The sequence below is a fragment of the Paragemmobacter straminiformis genome, assembly GCF_014243445.1.
Lineage (GTDB): Bacteria > Pseudomonadota > Alphaproteobacteria > Rhodobacterales > Rhodobacteraceae > Paragemmobacter > Paragemmobacter straminiformis.
Genome location: NZ_JACLQD010000001.1, coordinates 284,258 through 305,576, shown reverse-complemented (window position 1 = coordinate 305,576; position 21,319 = coordinate 284,258). Strand labels below are relative to the sequence as shown.

The 21,319-nt window shown below is 67.1% G+C and carries 18 protein-coding genes; 10 read left to right on the top strand and 8 right to left on the bottom strand.

All coding sequences use genetic code 11. The features are described from left to right. The 3 genes from H7F16_RS01345 to H7F16_RS01335 all read left to right on the top strand — a co-directional run bounded on the left by H7F16_RS01345 (position 1) and on the right by H7F16_RS01335 (position 3,520). Entirely contained in the window at positions 1 to 1,131 is a 1,131-nt protein-coding gene (locus tag H7F16_RS01345) for a protein-glutamate methylesterase/protein-glutamine glutaminase (protein ID WP_422121100.1), read from the top strand. Then, entirely contained in the window at positions 1,128 to 2,852 is a 1,725-nt protein-coding gene (locus H7F16_RS01340; protein ID WP_185795757.1) for a coiled-coil domain-containing protein, read from the top strand. The genes H7F16_RS01345 and H7F16_RS01340 overlap by 4 nt, the downstream gene beginning before the upstream one ends. 185 nt (positions 2,853 to 3,037) lie before the next feature. Beyond that, positions 3,038 to 3,520, top strand: coding sequence for a cytochrome b (locus H7F16_RS01335; protein ID WP_185795756.1), 483 nt, complete (start codon positions 3,038 to 3,040; stop codon positions 3,518 to 3,520). A 9-nt stretch (positions 3,521 to 3,529) separates the two neighbouring features. Here H7F16_RS01335 and H7F16_RS01330 read toward each other — a convergent pair whose 3' ends face one another. The 3 genes from H7F16_RS01330 to glyA form a co-directional block, all read right to left on the bottom strand. After that, positions 3,530 to 4,333, bottom strand: coding sequence for an alpha/beta fold hydrolase (locus H7F16_RS01330; RefSeq protein ID WP_185795755.1), 804 nt, complete (start codon positions 4,331 to 4,333; stop codon positions 3,530 to 3,532). Between the two features lie 8 nt (positions 4,334 to 4,341). Beyond that, positions 4,342 to 5,232, bottom strand: coding sequence for a DUF817 domain-containing protein (locus H7F16_RS01325; RefSeq protein ID WP_185795754.1), 891 nt, complete (start codon positions 5,230 to 5,232; stop codon positions 4,342 to 4,344). 209 nt (positions 5,233 to 5,441) lie between these two features. After that, on the bottom strand, positions 5,442 to 6,737 hold the full coding sequence (glyA, locus tag H7F16_RS01320) for a serine hydroxymethyltransferase (RefSeq protein ID WP_185795753.1): 1,296 nt from the start codon (positions 6,735 to 6,737) through the stop codon (positions 5,442 to 5,444). 232 nt (positions 6,738 to 6,969) lie between these two features. Here glyA and H7F16_RS01315 point away from each other — a divergent pair, with 232 nt between their 5' ends. Next, positions 6,970 to 7,737, top strand: coding sequence for an NAD kinase (locus tag H7F16_RS01315; RefSeq protein ID WP_185796594.1), 768 nt, complete (start codon positions 6,970 to 6,972; stop codon positions 7,735 to 7,737). Positions 7,738 to 8,044: 307 nt separating this feature from the next. Here the strand turns inward: H7F16_RS01315 and H7F16_RS01310 are convergent, their stop codons facing one another. From H7F16_RS01310 to H7F16_RS01290, 5 genes are all read right to left on the bottom strand, one after another. Then, a complete protein-coding gene (locus H7F16_RS01310) occupies positions 8,045 to 9,451 on the bottom strand; it encodes a sigma-54-dependent transcriptional regulator (RefSeq protein ID WP_185795752.1) in 1,407 nt (468 codons plus the stop codon). Next, a complete protein-coding gene (locus H7F16_RS01305; protein ID WP_185795751.1) occupies positions 9,448 to 9,840 on the bottom strand; it encodes a hypothetical protein in 393 nt (130 codons plus the stop codon). Before H7F16_RS01305 ends, H7F16_RS01310 begins: the two co-directional genes overlap by 4 nt. 58 nt (positions 9,841 to 9,898) lie before the next feature. Continuing rightward, positions 9,899 to 11,791, bottom strand: coding sequence for an AMP-binding protein (locus H7F16_RS01300; protein ID WP_185795750.1), 1,893 nt, complete (start codon positions 11,789 to 11,791; stop codon positions 9,899 to 9,901). Between the two features lie 224 nt (positions 11,792 to 12,015). Continuing rightward, positions 12,016 to 12,816, bottom strand: coding sequence for an outer membrane protein (locus tag H7F16_RS01295; protein ID WP_185795749.1), 801 nt, complete (start codon positions 12,814 to 12,816; stop codon positions 12,016 to 12,018). Positions 12,817 to 12,961: 145 nt separating this feature from the next. Continuing rightward, positions 12,962 to 15,241 carry an NADP-dependent malic enzyme gene (locus H7F16_RS01290; protein ID WP_185795748.1) on the bottom strand — a complete coding sequence of 760 codons (2,280 nt, stop codon included), beginning with the start codon at positions 15,239 to 15,241 and terminating at the stop codon, positions 12,962 to 12,964. Between the two features lie 152 nt (positions 15,242 to 15,393). On the opposite strand from H7F16_RS01290, the gene H7F16_RS01285 reads away from it, so the two are divergent. From H7F16_RS01285 to upp, 6 genes are all read left to right on the top strand, one after another. Continuing rightward, the gene (locus H7F16_RS01285; protein ID WP_185795747.1) at positions 15,394 to 16,491 is read left to right on the top strand and encodes a cupin domain-containing protein; all 1,098 of its coding nucleotides are present in this window, start codon (positions 15,394 to 15,396) and stop codon (positions 16,489 to 16,491) included. A 270-nt stretch (positions 16,492 to 16,761) separates the two neighbouring features. Next, on the top strand, positions 16,762 to 17,154 hold the full coding sequence (locus H7F16_RS01280) for a cytidine deaminase (RefSeq protein WP_185795746.1): 393 nt from the start codon (positions 16,762 to 16,764) through the stop codon (positions 17,152 to 17,154). A 1-nt stretch (position 17,155) separates the two neighbouring features. Continuing rightward, on the top strand, positions 17,156 to 18,463 hold the full coding sequence (locus H7F16_RS01275) for a thymidine phosphorylase (RefSeq protein ID WP_185795745.1): 1,308 nt from the start codon (positions 17,156 to 17,158) through the stop codon (positions 18,461 to 18,463). Next, positions 18,460 to 19,653, top strand: coding sequence for a phosphopentomutase (locus tag H7F16_RS01270; protein WP_185795744.1), 1,194 nt, complete (start codon positions 18,460 to 18,462; stop codon positions 19,651 to 19,653). Before H7F16_RS01275 ends, H7F16_RS01270 begins: the two co-directional genes overlap by 4 nt. Next, positions 19,650 to 20,627: an adenosine deaminase gene (locus H7F16_RS01265; RefSeq protein ID WP_185795743.1), complete on the top strand. Its 978-nt coding sequence runs from the start codon at positions 19,650 to 19,652 to the stop codon at positions 20,625 to 20,627. The genes H7F16_RS01270 and H7F16_RS01265 overlap by 4 nt, the downstream gene beginning before the upstream one ends. Positions 20,628 to 20,636: 9 nt before the next feature. Continuing rightward, entirely contained in the window at positions 20,637 to 21,269 is a 633-nt protein-coding gene (gene upp / locus H7F16_RS01260) for a uracil phosphoribosyltransferase (RefSeq protein WP_185795742.1), read from the top strand. The last annotated feature ends 50 nt before the right edge of the window (positions 21,270 to 21,319 follow it).

Below are 21,319 nucleotides of genomic sequence, written 5' to 3'. Positions count from 1 at the left end.
CTGACACCGCACAAATCCGGCAAGGGGCCCGAGCAGATCAAGGTGCTGATCGTGGACGATTCCACCTCGGCCCGGACGATGCTGCGCAAGATCGTCGAGGGCGATCCGGGCCTGAGCGTGATGGGGGCGGCGGGCGATGCCTTTGCCGCCGTGCGGTTGATGAAGGCCGAATTGCCGGATGTGATCCTGCTCGACCTCGAATTGCCGGGGATGGACGGGATCACCTTTCTCAAGCGGATCATGGAGCAACGGCCTATGCCCGTGGTGGTCTGTTCCAGCCATACCGAGTTCGGGTCCGAGAAAAGTTTCGAGGCGCTCGAGGCGGGGGCGGTGGAAGTGATCCTGAAACCCTCGCCGCAGAACGAGGCGTCGCGGCAAGAGGCCACGGTGCGGATTTGCGACGCGATCCATGCGGCGGTGCAAAGCCGCCTCGGGCGGCGGCCGCAGCGTCCCGCGCCGGTGCGCATTGCCCCGCCGGGGCCGAAGCTGACGGCGAACGAGATCCTGCCGCCGCCGGTGATCGGGCGGGCGGTGCCGCGCACGGAGCCCATCGTCTGCATCGGCGCCTCGACCGGCGGAACCGAGGCGCTGCGGGTGGTTCTGGAAATGCTGCCCGCCGATGCGCCCGCCATCGCCATCGTGCAGCATATGCCGCCCGGCTTTACGGCGGCGTTTGCCAAGCGCCTGAATTCGCTTTGCGCGGTGAACATCACCGAAGCCGTCGACGGCGCGCCGCTGACGCAGGGGCAGGTGGTGATCGCGCAGGGGGACCAGCATCTGATGCTGCGCCGTGTCGGTGCCAGCTATCGGGCGCATGTGGTCGGCGGCGCGCAGGTCAGCCGGCACCGGCCTTCGGTCGATGTGCTGTTCCGCTCGGCCGCGGTGCAGGCGGGGTCCAATGCGCTGGGGATCATCCTGACCGGCATGGGCGATGACGGTGCGCGCTGCATGGGCGAGATGAAGGCGATGGGCGCGCCCACCATCGCGCAGGACGAGGCCAGTTGCGTCGTCTACGGCATGCCGCGCGAGGCGGTCGAGATGGGCAGCGCGGTGCAGACGCTGTCGCTCGAACGGATGGCGGCGGCGATCATGGGCTTTGCCCGCAGGCAACGGTTGGGAGCGACGGGATGACCATCATGGCGCGGGGAGCGGTGGCCGGGTCTGTGGCCGCTGCGGGGTTCGGTGACGCCGACGAGGTGCTGCGCGAGGTGCTGCGCCGGACCGAGGCAAGCTATCTGGCGGCGGGCGACGATCTGGTCGCCTCGGTCGATCTGCTGCGGCTGCTGGGCGGGCAGTTCGACCGCTTGCGCGTGACCTTCGGCCCCGAGAACGGCGACAGGCTTGCCGCGCTGATCGACGGCACGCGCGACCATGTCGGGCAGGTGCAGGCGGGATTTGACAGCTTTCTTGCGGCCAGCGACTCGTTGCGGCTGGCGGTGCGCGGCGTCAGGGTCGAGGTGGCCGATCTGGACCGCGTGGTGCGCACCATCGCCAACGTCTCGATCAACGCGCGCATCCAGGGCAACGGGCTGATCCCGCCGCGCCCGCAGGTGACGGCCTTCATCGAACGCCTTGCCGTCATGGCCGCCGAGGCCGAGGGCATTCTGGCCGAGGTGCGCGAGGCGATGTCGGTGATCGGCGCGGACATGGCGGCGATGGAAGAGGTGACGCAGGAACTGCGCGAGGAGCTGGGCCACCGCGTCCTGCCCGCGCTGGGCCGTTTCGGACGGGTGGCCGAAGGGGTGCTGTCGCGGCAGGGCGAACTGGCGCGCACGAACGCGGCCCTTGCGGGGCAGATGGAGATGATCGACGCCGATGTGGCGCGTCTGGTGATCGGCCTGCAATCGGGCGATGCCACGCGCCAGCGGCTCGAGGCGGTGCGCGGCATTCTGGCCGAGGCCCGCAGCGGCGACCGTGACGAGGCGCTTTTGCTGGAACTGACGCAGGCGCTGGTCGCCCATGCGGTCGAGACGGCGGGGGCCGAAATCGCCGTGTCGGTCAGGACAGCCGAGTCGGTGCGCGCCGAGGCAGAGCAGACGGTCGCCAAGGCGCGGAGCTTCTATCTTGCCCCCGCGGCCTCGACCGGGGGTGTCGAGGCTTTCGACGGCGCGCTCGACCGCGTGCGCGGCCGGCTGGACGAGATGCGGCAGCGCGCGGTCGATCTGCGCGAGCGGCTCGGCACGATCCTGAAGCACGAAACGGCGCTGCGCCAGATCGGGCATCAGGTGCGGCTGTCGGGGCTGAATGCGGTGCTGATCTGCGCCAAGCTGGGCGAAGAGGGGCGAGCGCTGCGCGAGCTTGCGCAATGGCTGCGCACGCTGACCGACGAAAGCGACGCCATCGTGCTGCGGCTGCAAGAGGTGCTTGGCCGCACGGCCGCGCTGGCGGATGGGCTGGGCGGCGACCGGATCGCGGGGCTGGATGCGGCCTTGCAGGGTTTCTTTGCCGATGCGGGCAGTCTGGGGGCGGTGATGGCCGATATCGGGCAAGGGCGTGGCGATGCCGCGCGCCTGTTCGACGCGGCGGGGCAAAGCCTGCCCTTGCGGCTGCGGCAGGCCGAGCAGCACCTGCTGCGCTTCCAGCTTCTGCTGCGCGAGATGGCCTTCGTCGATGCGGCGCTTGCGGCGCGGCGGGCGATGCTTGGCCCGAGGCCGCCGCTGGATGCCGAGGGCGCGGCGCGGATGCTGGCCTTGCGCAAGGGCTATACCATGCAATCCGAGCGCGACTTGCACGACCGCATCGTCGGCGGTGCGCTGGCTTCGGGCGTGGAGGGTGCGGCCTTGGCGGTGGCGGCGGCAGTGCCCACGGCGCCCGTGGCTGCGGGCGACGATCTGGACGACATCCTTTTCTGACGCGGGTTTGACAGGGATCAAGGCGGATCGCGCGGATCGGGCGCCCTTTCGTGGCGCAGCGGGCCGGACGGTGGCGGCCTGCCCTGCGGCGGCTGATGGCCCGCGCCCTGGTGCTGCGGGCTTTACGCCGCAGCGCAGCGGGTCCATGCTGGCCCCATTGACCACGGATCGAAAGGTGACAGCCCATGTCTGGCAAACCGCTTGGCTACAGTATTCTTCAAATCCGCCTGCACTGGATCGTCGCGGTGCTGGTGATCCTGCAACTTGTCTTTGGTGAAGGCATCAGCGGCGGCTTCGATGCGCGCGTCGAGGATGGAGCATCGGGCTACACGTTGCAGGCGGTGGCGCATATCGTAGCCGGCCTGTTGATCGGCCTGCTGATGGTGTGGCGTCTGGGCCAGCGCCTGTCGCGCGGCGTGCCGGACGAGGGCGAGGGGCTGCAAGCCTTGGCCGCCAAGATCGGGCATTGGGCCTTTTACGCCATTCTGATCGTGGCGCCTTTGGTCGGTCTGGCCGCGTGGTTCGGCGCAAGCGAGGATATCGCCGACCTGCATACGCTGGTGAAGCCCGTGCTGATCGTGCTGATCGCGGTCCATGTGCTGGCAGCGCTGTGGCACCAGTTCATCCTGAAGGATGGCGCTCTTTTGCGGATGAAGCGCCCCGGCTGAGGGCGGGCTTCAGGCCGTGACGGGTGCGGGTGCGGACTCGGGGGCGGTCAGGAATACCCTGACCGTTTCCTCGAATTCGCGCGGCTTTTCGGCGTGGAGCCAGTGGCCCGCTCCGGCAATCCTCGCAAAGCGCGCCTTGGGGAACAGGGAGCGGATCTTGTCGCGGTATTCGGCTTTGACGTAATGGCTTTCCGACCCCGTCAGGAACAGGGCCGGATGGTCGAACCGGCCGGATGTTTCGGGCCAGCCGACGATCTTGGGCATCTCGGCGGCCAGCGTGTCGAAGTTGAGCCGCCAGCGCGGCCCGCCTGCGGCCTTGAGGTCGAGCGATTGCAGGAAAAAGGCGCGAAGGCCCGCGTCGTCGATATGGGCGGACAGGCGGCGGTCGGCCTCGGCCCGTGTGGAGAGGCCGGTCAGGTCCAGCGCGCGCATCGCGTCGATATGGCGGGTCTGGTCATGGGCATAGGCGACAGGCGCGATATCGGCCACGATCAGGCGGCGGATCAGGGCGGGTTCGGTCAGCGCAAGCTGCATCGCCGCCTTGCCGCCCATCGAATGGCCCAAAAGGTCGATCGGCGCGCCGATGTGGCGGGCGACTTCGGCCAGATCGGCGGCAAGGTCGGGGTAGCCGTGGGTCGTGCTGCGCGGGCTGTCGCCGTGGTTGCGCATGTCGACGGTGCAGACGTCGCGGATATCGGCCAGACGGCGCGCGATGACCCCCCAGTTGCGGCCCGTGCCGAAAAGGCCATGCGCGATGACCAGCGGCGGCGCATCGGTCGGGGTGGCGGCGGGGTGGCGGGTCAGGGCAAGCATGGGGCCGCTTATAGGGCGCTTTGCTTCGGGCTTCCAGCCGGGCGAGAGGCGGGTGCTGGGGCGGGAGCAGGCCCGCCAAGGGCGGCGCGGCTGACCAGCGTGACGGTCACGAACGAGACGTAAAGCAGCAGATACCACGCGCCGAGCTTGGAAAAGCTGACCGCCTGCCCCGCGATCTGCCCCGAATAAAGCCATGTGCCCGTGGCCGTGCCGATGTTTTCCGCCACCCAGAGCGCAAGGCTGGACAAGGCCGCCGCCAGCGGCAGCGGCATCCAGATATGCGGCCCCGAGATGCGGAACCACACACGGGTGCGGCCGTAAAGCGCGATGGTGGCCGCGAAAAGGACCACGCGCAGGTCGGGCAGGAAATGGTGGGTGAAGAAGTTCGCGTAGATCGCCCCTGCCAGCAGCACACTGGCCGCAAAGGGCGGATAGGGCGTGAAGCGCATGTCGAAAAGCCGGATCACGCGGGCCATGTAGCTGCCCACGGCGGCATACATGAAGCCCGAAAACAGCGGCACGCCCATCAGCTTGAAAAACGCGGCTTCGGGATAGGACCATGATCCGGCATGGACCTTGAACCACTCCATCGCCGTGCCGGTCAGGTGGAACAGAAGGATCACCCGCGCCTCGTCCCATGTCTCGAGCCGGAAGCGCAGGAAGGCGGCCTGCGCGAGCAGCGCGAAAAGGAAAAGCGCGTCATAGCGGGCAAGCGGCCAGTCGGGGTGCCAGACCGCCTTGCTGGCAAGGATGGCCGCCAGCATGAGACCGCCGAAAAGACAGGCCCAACCCTGCTTCAGCACGAACATGGCGAATTCGGCAAGCGGCAGCGGCAGGCGGCAGCGCGCCCAGTCGCCCAAGGTCCGTTCGATGCGGCTGGTGGCTTGGGGCAGGGTCATGGGGCACTCGGCAATGGCGGGTAAAGGTGCTGACGAGTGAAGCGGGGCGGGGCGGGGGCGTCAAGGGGGCGGGGGCGTCAAGTGGGCGGGCGGTCGCGGCGGCAGGGGGGCAGAGGCCACCCGCCGCCACGGCCGACGCAAGGAAAGGCGACGCAAGGAAAAAGGCGCGCCCGTCGCGAGCGCGCCTTTCCGGTCCGGTGCGAAAGCGATCAGAGGCCCGGATAGATCGGGAAGCGCTGGCAAAGCGCCTCGACCTCGGCCTTGACCTTGGCTTCAACGGCATCGTTGCCCTCTTCGCCATTCGCGGCAAGGCCGTCGACGACTTCGGTGATCCAGCGGCCGATCTGGCGGAACTCTTCCTCGCCGAAGCCGCGGGTCGTGCCGGCGGGGGTGCCAAGACGGACCCCGCTGGTGATCGTCGGCTTTTCGGTGTCGAAGGGGATGCCGTTCTTGTTGCAGGTGATATGCGCGCGGCCCAATGCCTTTTCGGTCGCGTTGCCCTTGACCGACTTCGGACGCAGGTCGACCAGCATCAGATGCGTGTCGGTGCCGCCGGTCACGATGTCGAGGCCGCCTTTCATCAACTCGTCCGCCAGCGCCTGCGCGTTCTTGATGACCTGTTGCTGATAGGTCTTGAAGCCGGGTTGCAGCGCCTCGCCGAAGGCGACGGCCTTGGCGGCGATCACATGCATCAGGGGGCCGCCCTGGATGCCCGGGAAGATGGCCGAATTGACCTTTTTGGCGATGGTCTCGTCATTCGTGAGGATCATGCCGCCCCGCGGGCCGCGCAGCGTCTTGTGCGTGGTGGTGGTCGCCACATGGGCATGCGGGAAGGGCGAGGGGTAAAGGCCCGCCGCCACCAGACCGGCAAAATGCGCCATGTCGACCAGCAGGTAGGCCCCGACCGAATCCGCGATTTCGCGCATGCGCTTGAAGTCGATGATGCGCGGAATGGCCGACCCGCCCGCGATGATCAGCTTGGGCTTGTGCTCGGCCGCCAGTTCCGCGACCTGATCGTAGTTCAGTTCGAGGTCCTGCTTGCGCACGCCGTATTGCACGGCCTTGAACCACTTGCCCGACTGGTTGGGGGCAGCGCCGTGGGTCAGGTGACCGCCCGCGTCGAGCGACATGCCGAGGATGGTATCGCCCGGCTGGATCAGCGCCTGGAACACGCCCTGGTTGGCCTGCGACCCCGAATTCGGCTGCACATTGGCGAAATCGCAACCGAAAAGCTTGCAGGCCCGCTCGATGGCGAGGTTTTCGGCGATGTCCACATACTGGCAGCCACCGTAGTACCGCTTGCCCGGATAGCCTTCGGCATATTTGTTGGTCATCACCGAGCCCTGGGCTTCCATCACCGCGCGGCTGACGATGTTTTCCGAGGCGATCAGTTCGATCTCGTGCCGCTGGCGGCCGAGTTCCTGCGTGATCGCGCCGAAAAGCTCGGGGTCGCGGGTGGTCAGGCTTTCGGTGAAAAATCCGGTGTCGCGGTGGGGGGCGTTCATGAAGGGCTCCTCTCGGGGCGGAAAGCTGGAAATGCGCGCTTGGCGCCTATCTAGTGCAAGGGCCGCCATGCGGAAAGGCAAGAAAACGACTCCAATGGGGGTCGCTGCGAAATAAAGCGACGTATCGGAAACCGGCGGCGGGTTTCGGAAAGCGCCGCAGGCGGGCCGATGGGGCTTGAGTTTGCCGCCCGCGCTTCGCAAGGTGCGGGTCGGATATGGGGGGACGGGGCCGATGGGCTTTGCGCGGATCACCTTTACGGCGAGCAATTCGGCGGCGGGGCAAGAGGCGCTGCGCGTGCTGACGGCGCGCTACGGGCAGGCCCCGCTGGGGCAGGCCGATGTGGTGGTGGCGCTGGGCGGCGACGGCTTCATGTTGCAGACGCTGCACGATACCGAACGCCTTGCCCTGCCGGTCTACGGCATGAATTGCGGCACGGTGGGCTTTTTGATGAACGCCTACCAGCCCGGCGACCTGCCCGAGCGGCTGGACATGGCCGAGGAGGCGGTGATCAACCCGCTGCGGATGACGGCGGTGGGTGTCGACGGGGTCGAGACGCGGGCGCTTGCGATCAACGAGGTGTCGCTGCTGCGGGCGGGGCCGCAGGCGGCGAAATTGCGCATCAGCGTCGATGGCCGCGTGCGGATGGAAGAGCTGGTCTGCGACGGCGCGCTGGTCGCAACCCCTGCGGGATCGACCGCCTACAACTACTCGGCGCATGGTCCGATCCTGCCCATCGGGTCGGATGTGCTGGCGCTGACGGCGATGGCGGCCTTTCGCCCCCGCCGCTGGCGCGGGGCGCTGCTGCCCAAGACGGCGGTGGTGCGCTTCGAGGTGCTCGAGGCCGAGAAACGCCCCGTCATGGCCGATGCCGACAGCCGCGGCTCGGTGCGCGAGGTGGCGAGCGTCGAGGTCTGTTCCGACCCGGACGTGCGCCACCGCATCCTTTTCGATCCGGGGCACGGTCTGGAAGAGCGCTTGATCAACGAACAATTCGTCTGACCCTGCCCGCAGGGTCGTGCCTGTTCGGGGCCAGCGCAGGGGGCCAGCGTAGAGGGGGGGCTTTCCGCCCCCATCGCCTTGCGGCGACTCCCCCGAGGATATTTGCCCGAGTGCGAAGGGGCAAAGCCACCGCCTCGCGGCTTTCATACTCGTGAAAATATCCTCGGGGGGTGAGGGGGGCAGACAGCCCCCCTTTGCGCCGGATGCGGCGCGCGGCACCTGACCCGTTCTGCGCTGGTGGCCCCCGTCCCTTGTGCCGCCGTCCCTTGTGCCGCCGACCAATGGCCGAGCCGGAAGCGGGGCCGCGCTAGGCGTCCTTCCAGCCTTCGATCTTGCGATACAGCGTCGAGGGCGAGAGTTCGAGCATCCGCGCCGCCTTTGGCACCGATCCGTTGCACCGCGCGAGGGTCGCTTCGATCAGCAGGCGCTCCACCTCGGCGAGGGGGCGGCCGATCAGGTCGCCAAGCCGCGTCGGGTCGGCTGCGGCGGCGTGGTCCCTTTCTGGTTCGGGGGCGGCGGCTTCAAGCCCGCGCGGCAGGCTTTCGGGCAACATGGCGGGTGTGACGAGGCCGCCGTCGTTCAGCACCACGACATGGCGGATGACGTTGAGCAGTTGGCGCACGTTGCCCGGCCAGGGATGGCGGAGAAAGAGGGTTTCGACCTCGGGCGAGAAGCCGGTGAAGTTGCGGCCTTCCTCGGCCGAGAAACGCTGAAGGGCGGCGCGGGCGATTTCGATCACATCCTCGCCCCGCTCGCGCAGCGGGGGCATGTGGATCGGCACGACGAAGAGGCGGTAGTATAGATCCTCGCGGAACCGGCCGCGGCGGACGGCCTCGAGCGGGTCCTGGTTGGTGGCGCAGACGATGCGGACATTCACCTTGCGCGGCCGCGTCGCCCCGACGGGCTGCACGGTCGAGGTTTGCAGGAAGCGCAGCAGTTTCGTTTGCAGCGCGGGGGCCATTTCGCAGATCTCGTCCAGAAACAGCGTGCCGCCATCTGCCGCCGCCGCCGCCCCCGGCTTGTCCGAGATCGCCCCCGTGAAGCTGCCCTTCACATGGCCGAAAACCTCGGATTCCAGCAGGTCCTGCGGGATCGCGCCGCAGTTCAGCGCGATGAAGGGCCCCGAGGCGCGGGCCGAATTGTCATGGACCGCCAGCGCGCAGAGTTCCTTGCCTGTGCCGCTTTCGCCGGTGATGAACACCGTTGCCATCGAGCGGGCGACCGACCGGATTTTGGCATGGATGCGCTCCATCGCCTCGGACGCGCCGATGAAGGCATCCGAGGCGGGGCTTGCCGTGGCCGGGGCGGCGCGCGGGCGCGGCGCGGGGCGTGCGGCGCGTCCGGCGGGGGGGCGTCCGGTCAGGGCATTGTCGACCGCGCCGAGAAAGCGGGTCTCGTCGAAGGGTTTGACAAGGAAATCATGCGCCCCCGCGCGCATCGCCTCGACCGCCTTGTTGATCGAGCCGTTGGCGGTGATGACGATCACATGCACCTCGGGCCGCTGGGCCAGCATGTCGGCCATCAGGTCCAGCCCGTCGCGGTCGGGCAGAACGAGGTCGAGCAGGACGACCGAGGGCTTCACCTCGGTAAAGGCGGCAAGGCCGTCGGCGGCGGTGGCAGCGACGCGCACCGCATGGCCCGCCGAGGTCAGCACCGAACGGTAGACCATCTGGAGCGACGGCGTGTCCTCGATCAGCAGCAGGGGTGTCGTCATGCTTGCGCCCTGATGCGCCCTATTGCCCGTGCGAGGGCGGCCCCGTCGCGGGCAAGTTCGGCGGTTTCGAAGGCGACGCGCGCCGCATCTTCGGCATGGGCGCTTTCGTTCAGGCGGCGCGCGGCCGCATGGAGCCGCATCGCGCCGATCGTGCCGACGATCGAGACCAGCACATGGCTTTGCGCGCGGATCGTGCGGAAATCGCCGCTCACCACGGCCTCTTGCAGGGCCGAGAGCGTGGCGGCGAGGTCGAGTTCCATCTGCACGAGGATACGCTGCCCGGTCTCGGGGCCGGCAAGGTCGAGGATGCCGCGCAGCGCCGCGCCATCCCCGATCAGGGGGGCGGCGGCGGCCCAGGGGCAGGGGGGCGGGTTCGCGGCGAGGCTCATGCCTGCAAGGTTACGCGCAGGGCGGGGTGCGGTCCAGTGCGTTGCGGGCAGGGCGCGCCTAGCCCTTGGCCAGCCCGATCCCCTGAAGCGCCGCGCGGATTTCGTCAAGGATGGCGGGGTCGTCGATGGTGGCGGGCATCTTGAATGCCTCGCCATCGGCAAGCTTGACCATCGTGCCGCGCAGGATCTTGCCCGAGCGGGTCTTGGGCAGGCGGTCGATCACCACGGCGCGCTTGAAATCGGCCACGGGGCCGATCTTGTCGCGCATCAGTTGCACGCAGTCGCGGATGATCTGGTCGTGCGGGGTGGTGCAGCCCTTGTTCAGGCACAGGAACCCCAGCGGCGACTGGCCCTTGAGCGCATCGGACACGCCGATCACGGCGCATTCGGCAACCTCGGGGTGGTTGGCCAGCACCTCCTCCATCGCGCCGGTGGAAAGGCGGTGGCCCGCGACGTTGATGACGTCATCGGTGCGGGCCATGATGTAGAGATAGCCGTCCTCGTCGATATAGCCCGCGTCGCCGGTTTCGTAGAAGCCGGGGAAGTGCGACAGGTAGGATTTCCGGAACCGCTCTTCGGCGTTCCACAATGTCGGCAGGGTGCCGGGGGGCAGGGGAAGCTTGATCGCGATGGCGCCGAGCTGGCCTGCGGGAAGGGGATGGCCGCCTTCGTCCAGCACCTGCACGTCGAAGCCGGGCATGGCGACCGAGGGGCTGCCGACCTTGACCGGCAGATGTTCGATCCCCAGGGGGTTCGCCGCGATGGCATAGCCGGTTTCGGTTTGCCACCAATGGTCGACGACCGGCACGTTCAGGTGCCGCTGCGCCCAGTGGATCGTATCGGGGTCGGCGCGTTCGCCGGCAAGGTAAAGCGCCTTGAGGCGGGAGAGGTCGTAATCCTTGACCAGCTTGCCCTCGGGGTCGTCGCGCTTGATCGCGCGCAGCGCCGTGGGCGCGGTGAAGAAGGCGCGGACCCTGTGTTCCTCGATCACGCGCCAGAAGGCGCCCGCGTCGGGGGTGCCGACGGGCTTGCCCTCGTAGACGATGGTGGTGCAGCCCGCGATGAGCGGGGCGTAGCAGATGTAGCTGTGGCCCACGACCCAGCCCACGTCGGAGGCGGCCCAGAACACATCGCCCGCGCCGCAATCGTAGATCGCCCGCATGGTCCATGCCAGCGCGACAAGGTGGCCTGCCGTCGGGCGGACCACGCCCTTGGGCGCGCCGGTCGTGCCCGAGGTATAAAGGATATAGGCGGGGTGGTTGCCCTCGACCGGTTCGCAGGGGGCGGGATCCACGCCGTACTGGAAGGCATGCCACGCAAGGTCGCGGCCTTCGACCAGTTTCGCCACTTCCTGCTCGCGTTGCAGGATGACGCAGAAATCGGGCTTGTGGCTGGCAAGGTCGATCGCGCCGTCGAGAAGCGGTTTGTAATGCACCACGCGGTTCGGTTCGATCCCGCATGAGGCGGCGAGAATCGCCTTGGGTTTGCAATCGTCGATGCGCACGGCGAGTTCGGCTGCGGCGAAACCGCCGAAAACCACCGAATGGATCGCGCCGATGCGGCCGCAGGCAAGCATGGCTTCCAGCGCCTCGGGGACCATCGGCATGTAGATGATGACACGGTCGCCCTTGCCCACGCCGCGCGCTTTCAGCGCCCCTGCAAGGCGCGAGACGCGGTCGAGCAGTTCGGCATAGGTGATGACATGCTTGGTTCCCGTCACGGGGCTGTCATGGATGATGGCCGCCTGCTTGCCGCGTCCGGCAAGGACATGGCGGTCTACCGCGTTCCAGCAGGTGTTGACGCGGGCATCGGTGAACCATTCGTAAAGCGGCGCGCGGCTGGCGTTCAGTGCGGTGGCGGGGCGCTTTACCCAGTCGATCGCGCCTGCGGCTTCGAGCCAGTAGGCTTCGGGGTCGGCCTTCCACTTTGCGTAGATCTCACGGTATGCCACGGTATGCCCTCCTCCACGAGTTGCGGTTTGTTACAAGGGCGGGGGGCTTTCGCGCAACGCTGTTGCGGGGGTGCGGCAGGGGGTGCGGCATTATGTTTGCAGAAAAGGCGCAGAACGGGCTGCAAAGTTTTGCAAAGGGCGCGCCAGTTCGCCTTTGAAAGCGAAGCGGGGCAAAGTTTGCAAACTTTGCCCCGCCCCGGTGCCGTCTTTGTCGCGTCCGGCTGTCAGAAGCGGTGGACCAGCACGACGCGGACCGAATCCGCCCGGCTGCTGACCGAGGAATGGAAATTCACCGGAAAACCCCCGCCCGCGTCGATGTAGTCCAGCGTTTCCGAGCCGAAGTTGGTGCTGCGGTATTCGAACTTGAGCGAGGTCTTTTCCGCGACCATCGTCTCGATGCCAAGCCCGAGGGTCACGGCGGGAAGCACGAAGCTGTGCATGGAATTCGCGGGATTGATGCCGACGAGCGAGGCATCGATCCGGCCGACCGTCAGGCCGCCAAGGCCGTAGATCATGGAACTGTCGTTGATCTTGTAGCCGATGCGCCCCAAGGCCGAGGTCATGGATTTGACGCGGACGCTGTAGCCGAAATCACCGTCGATCGCGGGCGGGCCGACGTTACCCGGGTTGCGGATGTGGATGCCGAGGTCGGCATTGGCTTCGAGGTCGGTCACCAGATGGTCGATCTGCGCGCCCCAGTACCAGCCGTTTCCGAAGCTGCGGCCATAGCCCGCCTCGGCCCCGAAGACCGCGCCGCTGGCGCCGCTGTCGGGATAGGACAGCGACAGGATGTTCAATTCCGTATCGTTCAGGCCGACACCGGCCCTGACCCCGACGGCGCTGTAGCCCTTTCCCATGGACAGGCCGACCCAGGCCCCGTCAAAGGGCGAAAGGGCGCGCGGGGCCGCCGGCATGGCAAGCGCGGTTTCGGGGGCGGTCTGTTCGGGTGCGCCCGCATGGGCCGAGGTGGAAAGAAGAAGGGTCGCCGCTGCTGTCGCGGCGATCTGGGTCAGTCGGGTGGTCATGGATTTTCCTGCAAGATCAATGACGGCGCGACGGCGCAGTCAGGACGGCAGGGCTAAACTTCTTTGCAAGGCGGCGTCACCGCGCATTTGTTGCTGCGGGGTGACTTAAGATAAGCGGTCGCTCTTTTGGTGGTGAAGCGCCCGCTCAGCCGTAATGCGTCACCGGCGTTCCGGCCAGCGCCGAGATGTTCAGAAGACCGCGCGCGGTGATCGAGGGCGTCACGATATGCGCCTTGTTGCCCATGCCCATCAGGATCGGCCCGACCTCGAGCCCGTTCGCCTTCATCTTGAGGATGTTGCGCGTGGCCGCCGCCGCATCGGTCGAGGCGAAGACGAGGACGTTGGCCGCCCCCTCCATCCGGCTGTGCGGCAAGAGACGGTCGCGCAGCTGCTGGTCGAGTGCCGAGTCCACGTTCATCTCGCCCTCGTAGCAGAAGTCGGGTTCGCGCGCGTCGAGCAGTTCGAGCGCGGCGCGCATCCGCAGGGCGGCGGCGTTCTCCATGTTGCCGAACTGGCTTTGCGTGCAAAGCGCGATCTTCGGTTCAAGCCCGAAGCGGCGCACGTGGCGGGCGGCGCCCATCACGGTTTCCATGATCTGCTGCGGGGTGGGTTCGGGGTGGACCTGCGTGTCGGCCACGAAAAGCGGGCCATCCTCGAGGATCATCAGCGACAGCGCCCCCACGGGGTGCAGGCCGCCACGGGCAAGGACCTGCCGCACATAGCCAAGGTGCCAGAGATACTGGCCGAAGGTGCCGCAGATCATGCTGTCGGCCTCGCCCCGATGGACCATGATCGCGCCGATGGCGGTGGAGTTGGTGCGCATCACGGCGCGGGCGATGTCGGGCGTCACGCCGCGGCGGGCCATAAGCTCGTGATAGGTGCCCCAGTAATCGCGGTAGCGCGGGTCGTTCTCGGGGTTCACAAGGTGGATGTCGACGCCCGGACGGATCGGCAGGCCCGCCCGTTCGCAGCGCATCTCGACCACTTCGGGACGGCCGATCAGGATCGGGACGTCGTTGGTCTCCTCCATCATCGCATGGGCCGCGCGCAGGACGCGCTCGTCCTCGCCCTCGGCAAAGACGATGCGGCGGGCGCTGACTTTCGACGCCTCGAACACGGGGCGCATGATCATGGCCGATTTGAAGACCGACCCGTCAAGCTGGCGTTTGTAGGCCTCGATATCCGCGATGGGGCGGGTGGCGACGCCGGTTTCCATCGCGGCGCGGGCGACAGCGGTGGCGACCACGCCGATCAGGCGCGGGTCGAAGGGTTTCGGGATCAGATAATCGGCCCCGAACGAGAGCTTCTCGCCCGAATAGGCAGCGGCGGCCTCGGCGCTGGTGGTGGCGCGGGCAAGGGCCGCGATGCCTTCGATGCAGGCCAGTTCCATCTGCTTGTTGATGACCGTGGCCCCCACGTCGAGCGCGCCACGGAAGATGAAGGGAAAGCAGAGGACGTTGTTGACCTGATTGGGAAAATCCGACCGCCCCGTGGCGATGATCGCATCGGGCGCGACCGAGCGGACATCGTCGGGCAGGATTTCGGGCGAGGGGTTGGCAAGGGCAAAGACGATGGGGCGCTTGGCCATTCTGGCCACCATCGCGGGGGTGAGGACGCCGGGGCCGGAGAGGCCGAGGAAGAGGTCGGCGCCGTCGATCACCTGATCGAGGCTGCGCAGGTCGGTCTTTTGCGCATATTCCTCTTTCTGCGCGGTCATCTGTTCGTTGCGGCCTTCGTAGACAAGGCCCGCAAGGTCGCAAAGCCAGACATTCTCGCGCTTCACGCCCAGTTTCAGCAGCATGTTGAGGCAGGCGATGCCCGCAGCCCCGCCGCCGGTGGAGACGACCTTGATATCCTCGAACCTTTTGCCCGCGACGATCAGCGCGTTGGTGGCGGCAGCCCCCACGACGATGGCGGTGCCGTGCTGGTCGTCGTGAAAGACGGGAATGTTCATCCGCTCGCGGCAGAGCTTCTCGACGATGAAACAGTCGGGCGCCTTGATGTCTTCGAGGTTGATCGCGCCGAAGGTGGGTTCGAGGGCGCAGACGATGGCGGCCAGCTTTTCGGGGTCGGGTTCGTTCAGCTCGATGTCGAAGCAGTCGATATTGGCGAATTTCTTGAAGAGGACGGCTTTGCCCTCCATCACCGGCTTGGAGGCCAGCGCGCCGATGTTGCCAAGGCCGAGGACGGCAGTGCCGTTCGTCACCACGGCGACAAGGTTGCCGCGGCTTGTGTAGCGCGAGGCGGTGGCGGGGTCGGCCTTGATCTCGAGGCAGGCTTCGGCGACGCCGGGGGAATAGGCGCGGGACAGGTCGCGTCCGTTGGCAAGCGGCTTGGTGGCGCGGATCTCGAGTTTCCCGGGCTTCGGGAATTCGTGGTAATCCAGCGCCGCCTGCCGTGCGCTTGTCGGCTTTCCGTCATCCATCGCTGCCGTCTCCGGATATTGTTTAACGTTAAACGAGTTTTTCCGCTGTCACGCCGGGCGTCAAGTCCCGCTTCCCGAATAAGAGTTTTCGGGGTGGCTTGCAAATACCCCTTCTGCCGCATCATCTTGGCCCGCAAAACCGGAGACGCGCCATGCTGGAAAAAAAGACCGAAACCCGTGCCGAAATCCGCCTGCCGACGGCCGAACTGCGCGACGATCTGCCGTTCTGGACCAAGACGCTCGGCTTCCGGCTGGACATGATCTACCCCGCCGACAACCCCGAGGTGGCGGTGCTGTCGGGGCATGGCCTGCGCATCCGCATCCAGAAGGGCGCGGCAGAGCCTGCGGGGACGATCCGCATCCTGACCGACGACCCCGACACCTTTGCAGACGGCGCGCGGGTGCTGGTGGCCCCGAACGGCACGCGGGTCGAGATCGACGAGGCGAACCCGCCGATGGTGCTGCCGGCGACGGAACATGCCTTTGTCGTGCGGCGGCTGGCGGATCAGGCGCCCTGGGTGATCGGGCGGGCGGGGATGCAGTACCGCGACCTTGTCCCCTCGCGCCTTGGCGGGGCGATGATCGCAAGCCATATCCGCATCCCCGACGGCGGGCCGGTGCCCGACATGGTGCATTTCCACAAGGTGGGGTTCCAGCTCATCTTCTGCATCAACGGCTGGGTCGATGTGGTCTATGAGGATCAGGGCGCCCCGATCCGGCTGACGGCGGGGGATTGCTTCATCCAGCCGCCCGAAATCCGCCACCGCGTGCTGCATGCCAGTGACGGGATCGAGGTGATCGAGATCGGCGTTCCGGCCGAACATGTCACCGAGATCGACCACGAGATGACCCTGCCTACCCCGCATCTGCGCCCCGAGCGCGAATGGCAGGGGCAGCGCTTCGTCTACGATGTCGGGGCTAAGGGCGCGTTCAAACCCTTCCGCCTGCCCGGATTCGTGGCGCGGGATACGACGATCCATGCCAACACCAGGGGCGTCGCCTCGGTCATGGTGGCGCGGCCCGACGGCGCAGAGACGGTCTGGACGAAACACGGGGGGGATATTCTTTTCACCTTTGTCATGGGCGGCACGATGGTGCTGGAAGGCGAGGGCAAGGAGCCCTTCACCCTGTCGCGGGGCGATGCCTTCGTCATCCCGCCGGGAATGGCCACGCGATACGCGCAGCCCTCGGCCGATCTGGAACTGCTCGAGGTGACCTTGCCGGGCAATCCCCCGACCACGGCGGTCTGACGGATTTTCTGCGAAAATTCAGGGGGGCTGCCGCCCCCCCGCGCCTGACGGTTCGTTGAACCGGCAGGCTTCTCCCCCCGCGAGTATTTGGACAAGGATGAAAGGGAAAGCCCTTGGCCCCTTCCTCTTGCCCCAAATATCCTCGGGGGGTGAGCGGCCGCGCCGCGAGGGGGGCGGAAAGCCCCCCTGAATTTTCGCAGAAAATTCGCGCGCCTTGCATATGGGGGGCAGCGGTCGCAAATTGACGGAAATTGCTGGAAGGACGAGACCATGACGCTGCTTGCCGCTGCCACCGCCGTTCGCGACCGCGCCTATGCACCCTATTCGCGCTTCAAGGTCGGGGCGGCGATCCGCGGGGTCGGGGGCGAGGTGCATGTGGGCTGCAATGTCGAGAATGTCGCCTATCCCGAAGGCACCTGCGCCGAGGCGGGGGCGATTGCCGCGATGATTGCCGCCGGAGAGACGCGGATCGCCGAGGTCTGCGTGATCGCCGACAGCCCCGATCCGGTGCCGCCCTGTGGCGGCTGCCGGCAGAAGATCGCGGAATTCGCCGCGCAGGACGTGCGGGTGACCCTGTGCACCACCGATGGCAAGCAGAAGGTGATGACCGTGGCCGATCTGCTGCCCGGTGTCTTTACCGCCGCCCATATGGACCGGACCTGAGGTGGACGCGCGGGCGATCATCGCGGGGCTGCGCGACGGGGCCAAGCCTTCGGCCGAGGAATTGCGCTGGTTCGCCGCCGGATTGGCCGATGGCACGGTGACCGATGCCCAGGCCGGCGCCTTTGCGATGGCGGTGCTGCTGAAGGGTCTGGGCGAGGAGGGGCGCGTGGCCCTGACCAAGGGGATGCGCGATTCCGGCAAGGTGCTGGAATGGGACCTGAACGGTCCCGTGGTGGACAAGCATTCCACGGGCGGCATCGGGGATTGCGTGTCGCTGCTGCTTGCCCCCGCGCTGGCCGCCTGCGGGGCCTATGTGCCGATGATCTCGGGGCGGGGCCTCGGGCATACGGGGGGGACGCTCGACAAGCTCGAATCCATCCCCGGGTTCCGCGTGGGGCTGGGCGAGGCGCAGCTGCGCGCGCAGATGGTCGAGGTGCGTTGCGCCATCGTGGCCGCCAATGCCGAGATCGCGCCTGCGGACAAGCGGCTTTATGCGATACGCGACGTCACCTCGACGGTCGAGAGCATCGACCTCATCACCGCGTCGATCCTGTCCAAGAAGCTGTCGGCGGGGCTCGAGGCGCTGGTGCTCGATGTGAAATGCGGCTCGGGCGCCTTCATGGATACGCTCGAGAAGGCCGAGGCCCTGGCGCGGGCGCTGGTGTCCACCGCGCAGGGGGCGGGGTGCATGACCAGCGCGCTGATCACCGATATGAGCCAGCCGCTTGCCACGGCGGCGGGCAATGCGCTGGAGGTGATCGAGGTGATGGAGACGCTGACGGGCACCAGCATCAACGCGGCGCTGTGGGATCTGACCGCGGCCTTGGGGGGCGAGGCGCTGGCGCTGGGCGGGCTTGCCGCCGATGCCGAGGACGGGGCCGGGCGCATCATCGACGCGCTGGAAAGCGGGCAGGCGGCGGAATATTTCGGCCGCATGGTTGCGGCACAGGGCGGCCCTGCCGATTTCGTCGACCGCTGGCCGGACCGCCTGCCTTCGGCCCCCGTCATGCGCGAGGTCGATTGCGAGAGCGACGGTTTCGTCGTCGCCATCGACGGGCGGGCGCTGGGCGAGGCGGTGGTCCATCTGGGCGGCGGCCGTCTGCGCGAGGGGGATCGCGTGAACCCTTCGGTCGGGTTGTCGGACCTTGCCGGACTGGGCGAGGGGGTGGCGCGGGGTGTGCCGCTGTGCATGGTGCATGCGGCGGACGAGGCGGCGGCGGATCGGGCCGTGGCGGCCGTCAGGGCGGCCTACCGGATCGGAACGTCGGAACCCGACGAGCCGCCCCTTGTCTTGAAGCGGGTGCAGTGATGCGGGCCTTTCTGGTTGTGATGGATTCCGTGGGCTGCGGCGGCGCGCCGGATGCGGCGGCCTTTGGCGACGAAGGCGCGAACACGCTGGGCCATATCGCTGCCGAATGTGCGGCGGGGCGGGCCGAGGAGGGGCGGTCGGGGCCGCTGCGGATGCCGAACCTCGACGCGCTGGGGCTGGGTGCGGCGATCCGGCTTGCCACAGGTGCCGCCGCGCCACGGCTGGCGGCGGTGCCCAAGGGGCGCTGGGGGGCTGCGACCGAGGTGTCGCGCGGCAAGGACACGCCGTCGGGCCATTGGGAGCTGGCGGGGGTGCCGGTGCCGTGGGACTGGACCTATTTTCCCGACAGGGTTCCGGCCTTTCCCGCCGATCTGGTGGCCGAGGTCTGCCGCTTGGCAGGGGTGAGCGGGATTCTTGGCAATTGCCATGCCTCGGGGACCGAGATCATCGACCGGTTCGGCGCGCAGCATCTGCGGACGGGCTGGCCCATCTGCTACACGAGCGCGGATTCGGTCTTTCAGATCGCCGCGCATGAAGAGGTGTTCGGGCTGGAGCGGTTGGTGAAGCTTTGCGCCGATATCGCGCCGCGCCTGCATGCGATGAAGGTGGGGCGGGCGATCGCGCGGCCCTTTGTCGGGACGGAGGGCGATTTCCACCGCACGGGAAACCGGCGCGATTTCGCGATTCCGCCGCCTGCGCCGACTTTGCTCGATGTGGTCGCGGGGGCGGGGCGGGCGACCCATGCCATCGGCAAGATCGGCGACATCTTCAGCCATCGCGGGATCAGCACGCTGTGGAAGGGCAAGGATGATGCTGCCCTTTTCGAACATCTCGACCGCTTGGTCGATGTGGCCGAGGAAGGTTCCTTGACCTTTGCCAACTTTGTCGAATTCGACAGCAATTTCGGACACCGGCGCGATGTGTCGGGCTATGCGCGGCAGCTTGAATGGTTCGATGCCCGTCTGGGCGGGTTTCTGGCGCGGTTGCGGGCGGGGGATCTGGCGATCTTTACCGCCGATCACGGCAATGATCCGACGTGGCGCGGCACGGAACACACGCGCGAGCGGGTGCCTGTCGTCTGCGCGGGTGTCGGGGCGGGCGAGATCGGGCTGTGCGACTTTGTCGATGTGGGGGCAAGCGTTGCGGCCCATCTGGGCCTGCGGATCGAGAAGGGGAGGAGTTTCCTGTGAGCGTTGCCTCTTTGCCCAAGGTGGAACTGCACCTGCATCTGGAAGGGGCGGCCCCGCCCGCTTTCATCGCCGGACTGGCGAAAGAGAAAAAACGCGATATCGGCGGCATCTTCGATGCCGGGGGGCACTACAAATACAAGGACTTCTGGGATTTCCTGAAGGTCTACGAGGCGGCGACAAGCGTGCTGGTCAAGCCCGAGGATTACCACCGCCTGACGCTTGCGGTGCTTGAGGAAAGTGCCGCAAGCGGCGTTGTCTATTCCGAAACCTTCCTGTCGCCCGATTTCTGCGGAGGGCGGGATGTGGGGGCATGGCGCGAATACCTGCACGCCATCCGCGAGGCGGGCGACAAGGCCGAGCGCGATTTCGGCATCACCCTGCGCGGCATCATCACCTGCATCCGGCATTTCGGCCCCGACAAGGCGCGCGAGACGGCGCGCTGTGCGGCGGAAACGGCGGGGGACTGGATCGTCGGGTTCGGCATCGCGGGGGATGAGAAGATCGGTGCGCCCAAGGACTTCCGTTGGTCATTCGACTGCGCCCGCGAGGCGGGTTTGCGGCTGACTGCCCATGCGGGCGAATGGGGCGGACCCGACTCGGTGCGCGATGCGATCCGCGATCTGGGCGTCGAGCGCATCGGGCACGGGGTGCGGGCCATCGAGGACCTGGCGCTGGTCGATGAAATCGCGGAAGCGGGCATCGTTCTCGAAGTCTGTCCCGGATCGAACATCGCGCTGGGCATTTATGACGGCTGGCGCAAGCATCCGATCAGCCAGCTTTACGAGCGCGGGGTCAAGGTGACGGTCTCGACCGACGATCCGCCGTTCTTTCACACCACGATGGCGCGGGAATACGAGATGCTGAACCGCGCCTTCGACTGGGACGAAGGGGTTTTCGAGGGGATCGCGCGCGCCTCGCTTGACGCCGCCTTTTGTGACGCCGATACCCGCGAGAGGATTGCCAAGAAGCTATAGGGGCGTGCCATGCTGGACCATCTGACCGTCGTTTCGCACCCGCTGGTGCAGCACAAGCTGACCCTGATGCGGGAAAAGGACACTTCGACCGCCTCGTTCCGGCAGTTGTTGCGCGAGATCAGCCTTTTGCTTGCCTACGAGGTGACGCGCGGGCTGCCGATGACGACCAAGCGCATCGAGACACCGCTGGAAGAGATGGACGCCCCGATGATCGAGGGCAAGAAACTGGCGCTGGTGTCGATCCTGCGGGCGGGCAACGGATTGCTCGACGGGATACTCGAGCTGATTCCGGCGGCGCGGGTCGGGTTCGTGGGGCTGTATCGCGACCCCGAGACGCTGCAACCGGTGCAATATTACTGCAAACTGCCCGAGCAGCTTGAGGACCGCGTGACCATCGTGGTCGATCCGATGCTTGCCACGGGCAATTCCAGCGTGGCGGCGATCGACCTGATCAAGTCGAAGGGGGCGAAGAACATCCGGTTCCTGTGCCTTCTGGCCGCACCCGAGGGGGTTGCGCGGATGAAAGAGGCGCATCCCGATGTGCCCATCGTCACAGCGGCGGTAGACCGGCATCTGAATGACCATGGATATATTGTTCCGGGACTAGGGGATGCGGGTGACCGCATGTTCGGCACAAAATAAGCCAGCTTTCGCTTTACTCGGGCCTGTCGATATCGCATGATTTCCCCTAC

Coding starts and splice junctions, on each gene's coding strand:
- H7F16_RS01340 (WP_185795757.1), top strand. CDS start 1,128: ATGACCATCATGGCGCGGGGAGCGGTGGCCGGGTCTGTGGCCGCTGCG.
- H7F16_RS01335 (WP_185795756.1), top strand. CDS start 3,038: ATGTCTGGCAAACCGCTTGGCTACAGTATTCTTCAAATCCGCCTGCAC.
- H7F16_RS01330 (WP_185795755.1), bottom strand. CDS start 4,333: ATGCTTGCCCTGACCCGCCACCCCGCCGCCACCCCGACCGATGCGCCG.
- H7F16_RS01325 (WP_185795754.1), bottom strand. CDS start 5,232: ATGACCCTGCCCCAAGCCACCAGCCGCATCGAACGGACCTTGGGCGAC.
- glyA (WP_185795753.1), bottom strand. CDS start 6,737: ATGAACGCCCCCCACCGCGACACCGGATTTTTCACCGAAAGCCTGACC.
- H7F16_RS01315 (WP_185796594.1), top strand. CDS start 6,970: ATGGGCTTTGCGCGGATCACCTTTACGGCGAGCAATTCGGCGGCGGGG.
- H7F16_RS01310 (WP_185795752.1), bottom strand. CDS start 9,451: ATGACGACACCCCTGCTGCTGATCGAGGACACGCCGTCGCTCCAGATG.
- H7F16_RS01305 (WP_185795751.1), bottom strand. CDS start 9,840: ATGAGCCTCGCCGCGAACCCGCCCCCCTGCCCCTGGGCCGCCGCCGCC.
- H7F16_RS01295 (WP_185795749.1), bottom strand. CDS start 12,816: ATGACCACCCGACTGACCCAGATCGCCGCGACAGCAGCGGCGACCCTT.
- H7F16_RS01290 (WP_185795748.1), bottom strand. CDS start 15,241: ATGGATGACGGAAAGCCGACAAGCGCACGGCAGGCGGCGCTGGATTAC.
- H7F16_RS01285 (WP_185795747.1), top strand. CDS start 15,394: ATGCTGGAAAAAAAGACCGAAACCCGTGCCGAAATCCGCCTGCCGACG.
- H7F16_RS01280 (WP_185795746.1), top strand. CDS start 16,762: ATGACGCTGCTTGCCGCTGCCACCGCCGTTCGCGACCGCGCCTATGCA.
- upp (WP_185795742.1), top strand. CDS start 20,637: ATGCTGGACCATCTGACCGTCGTTTCGCACCCGCTGGTGCAGCACAAG.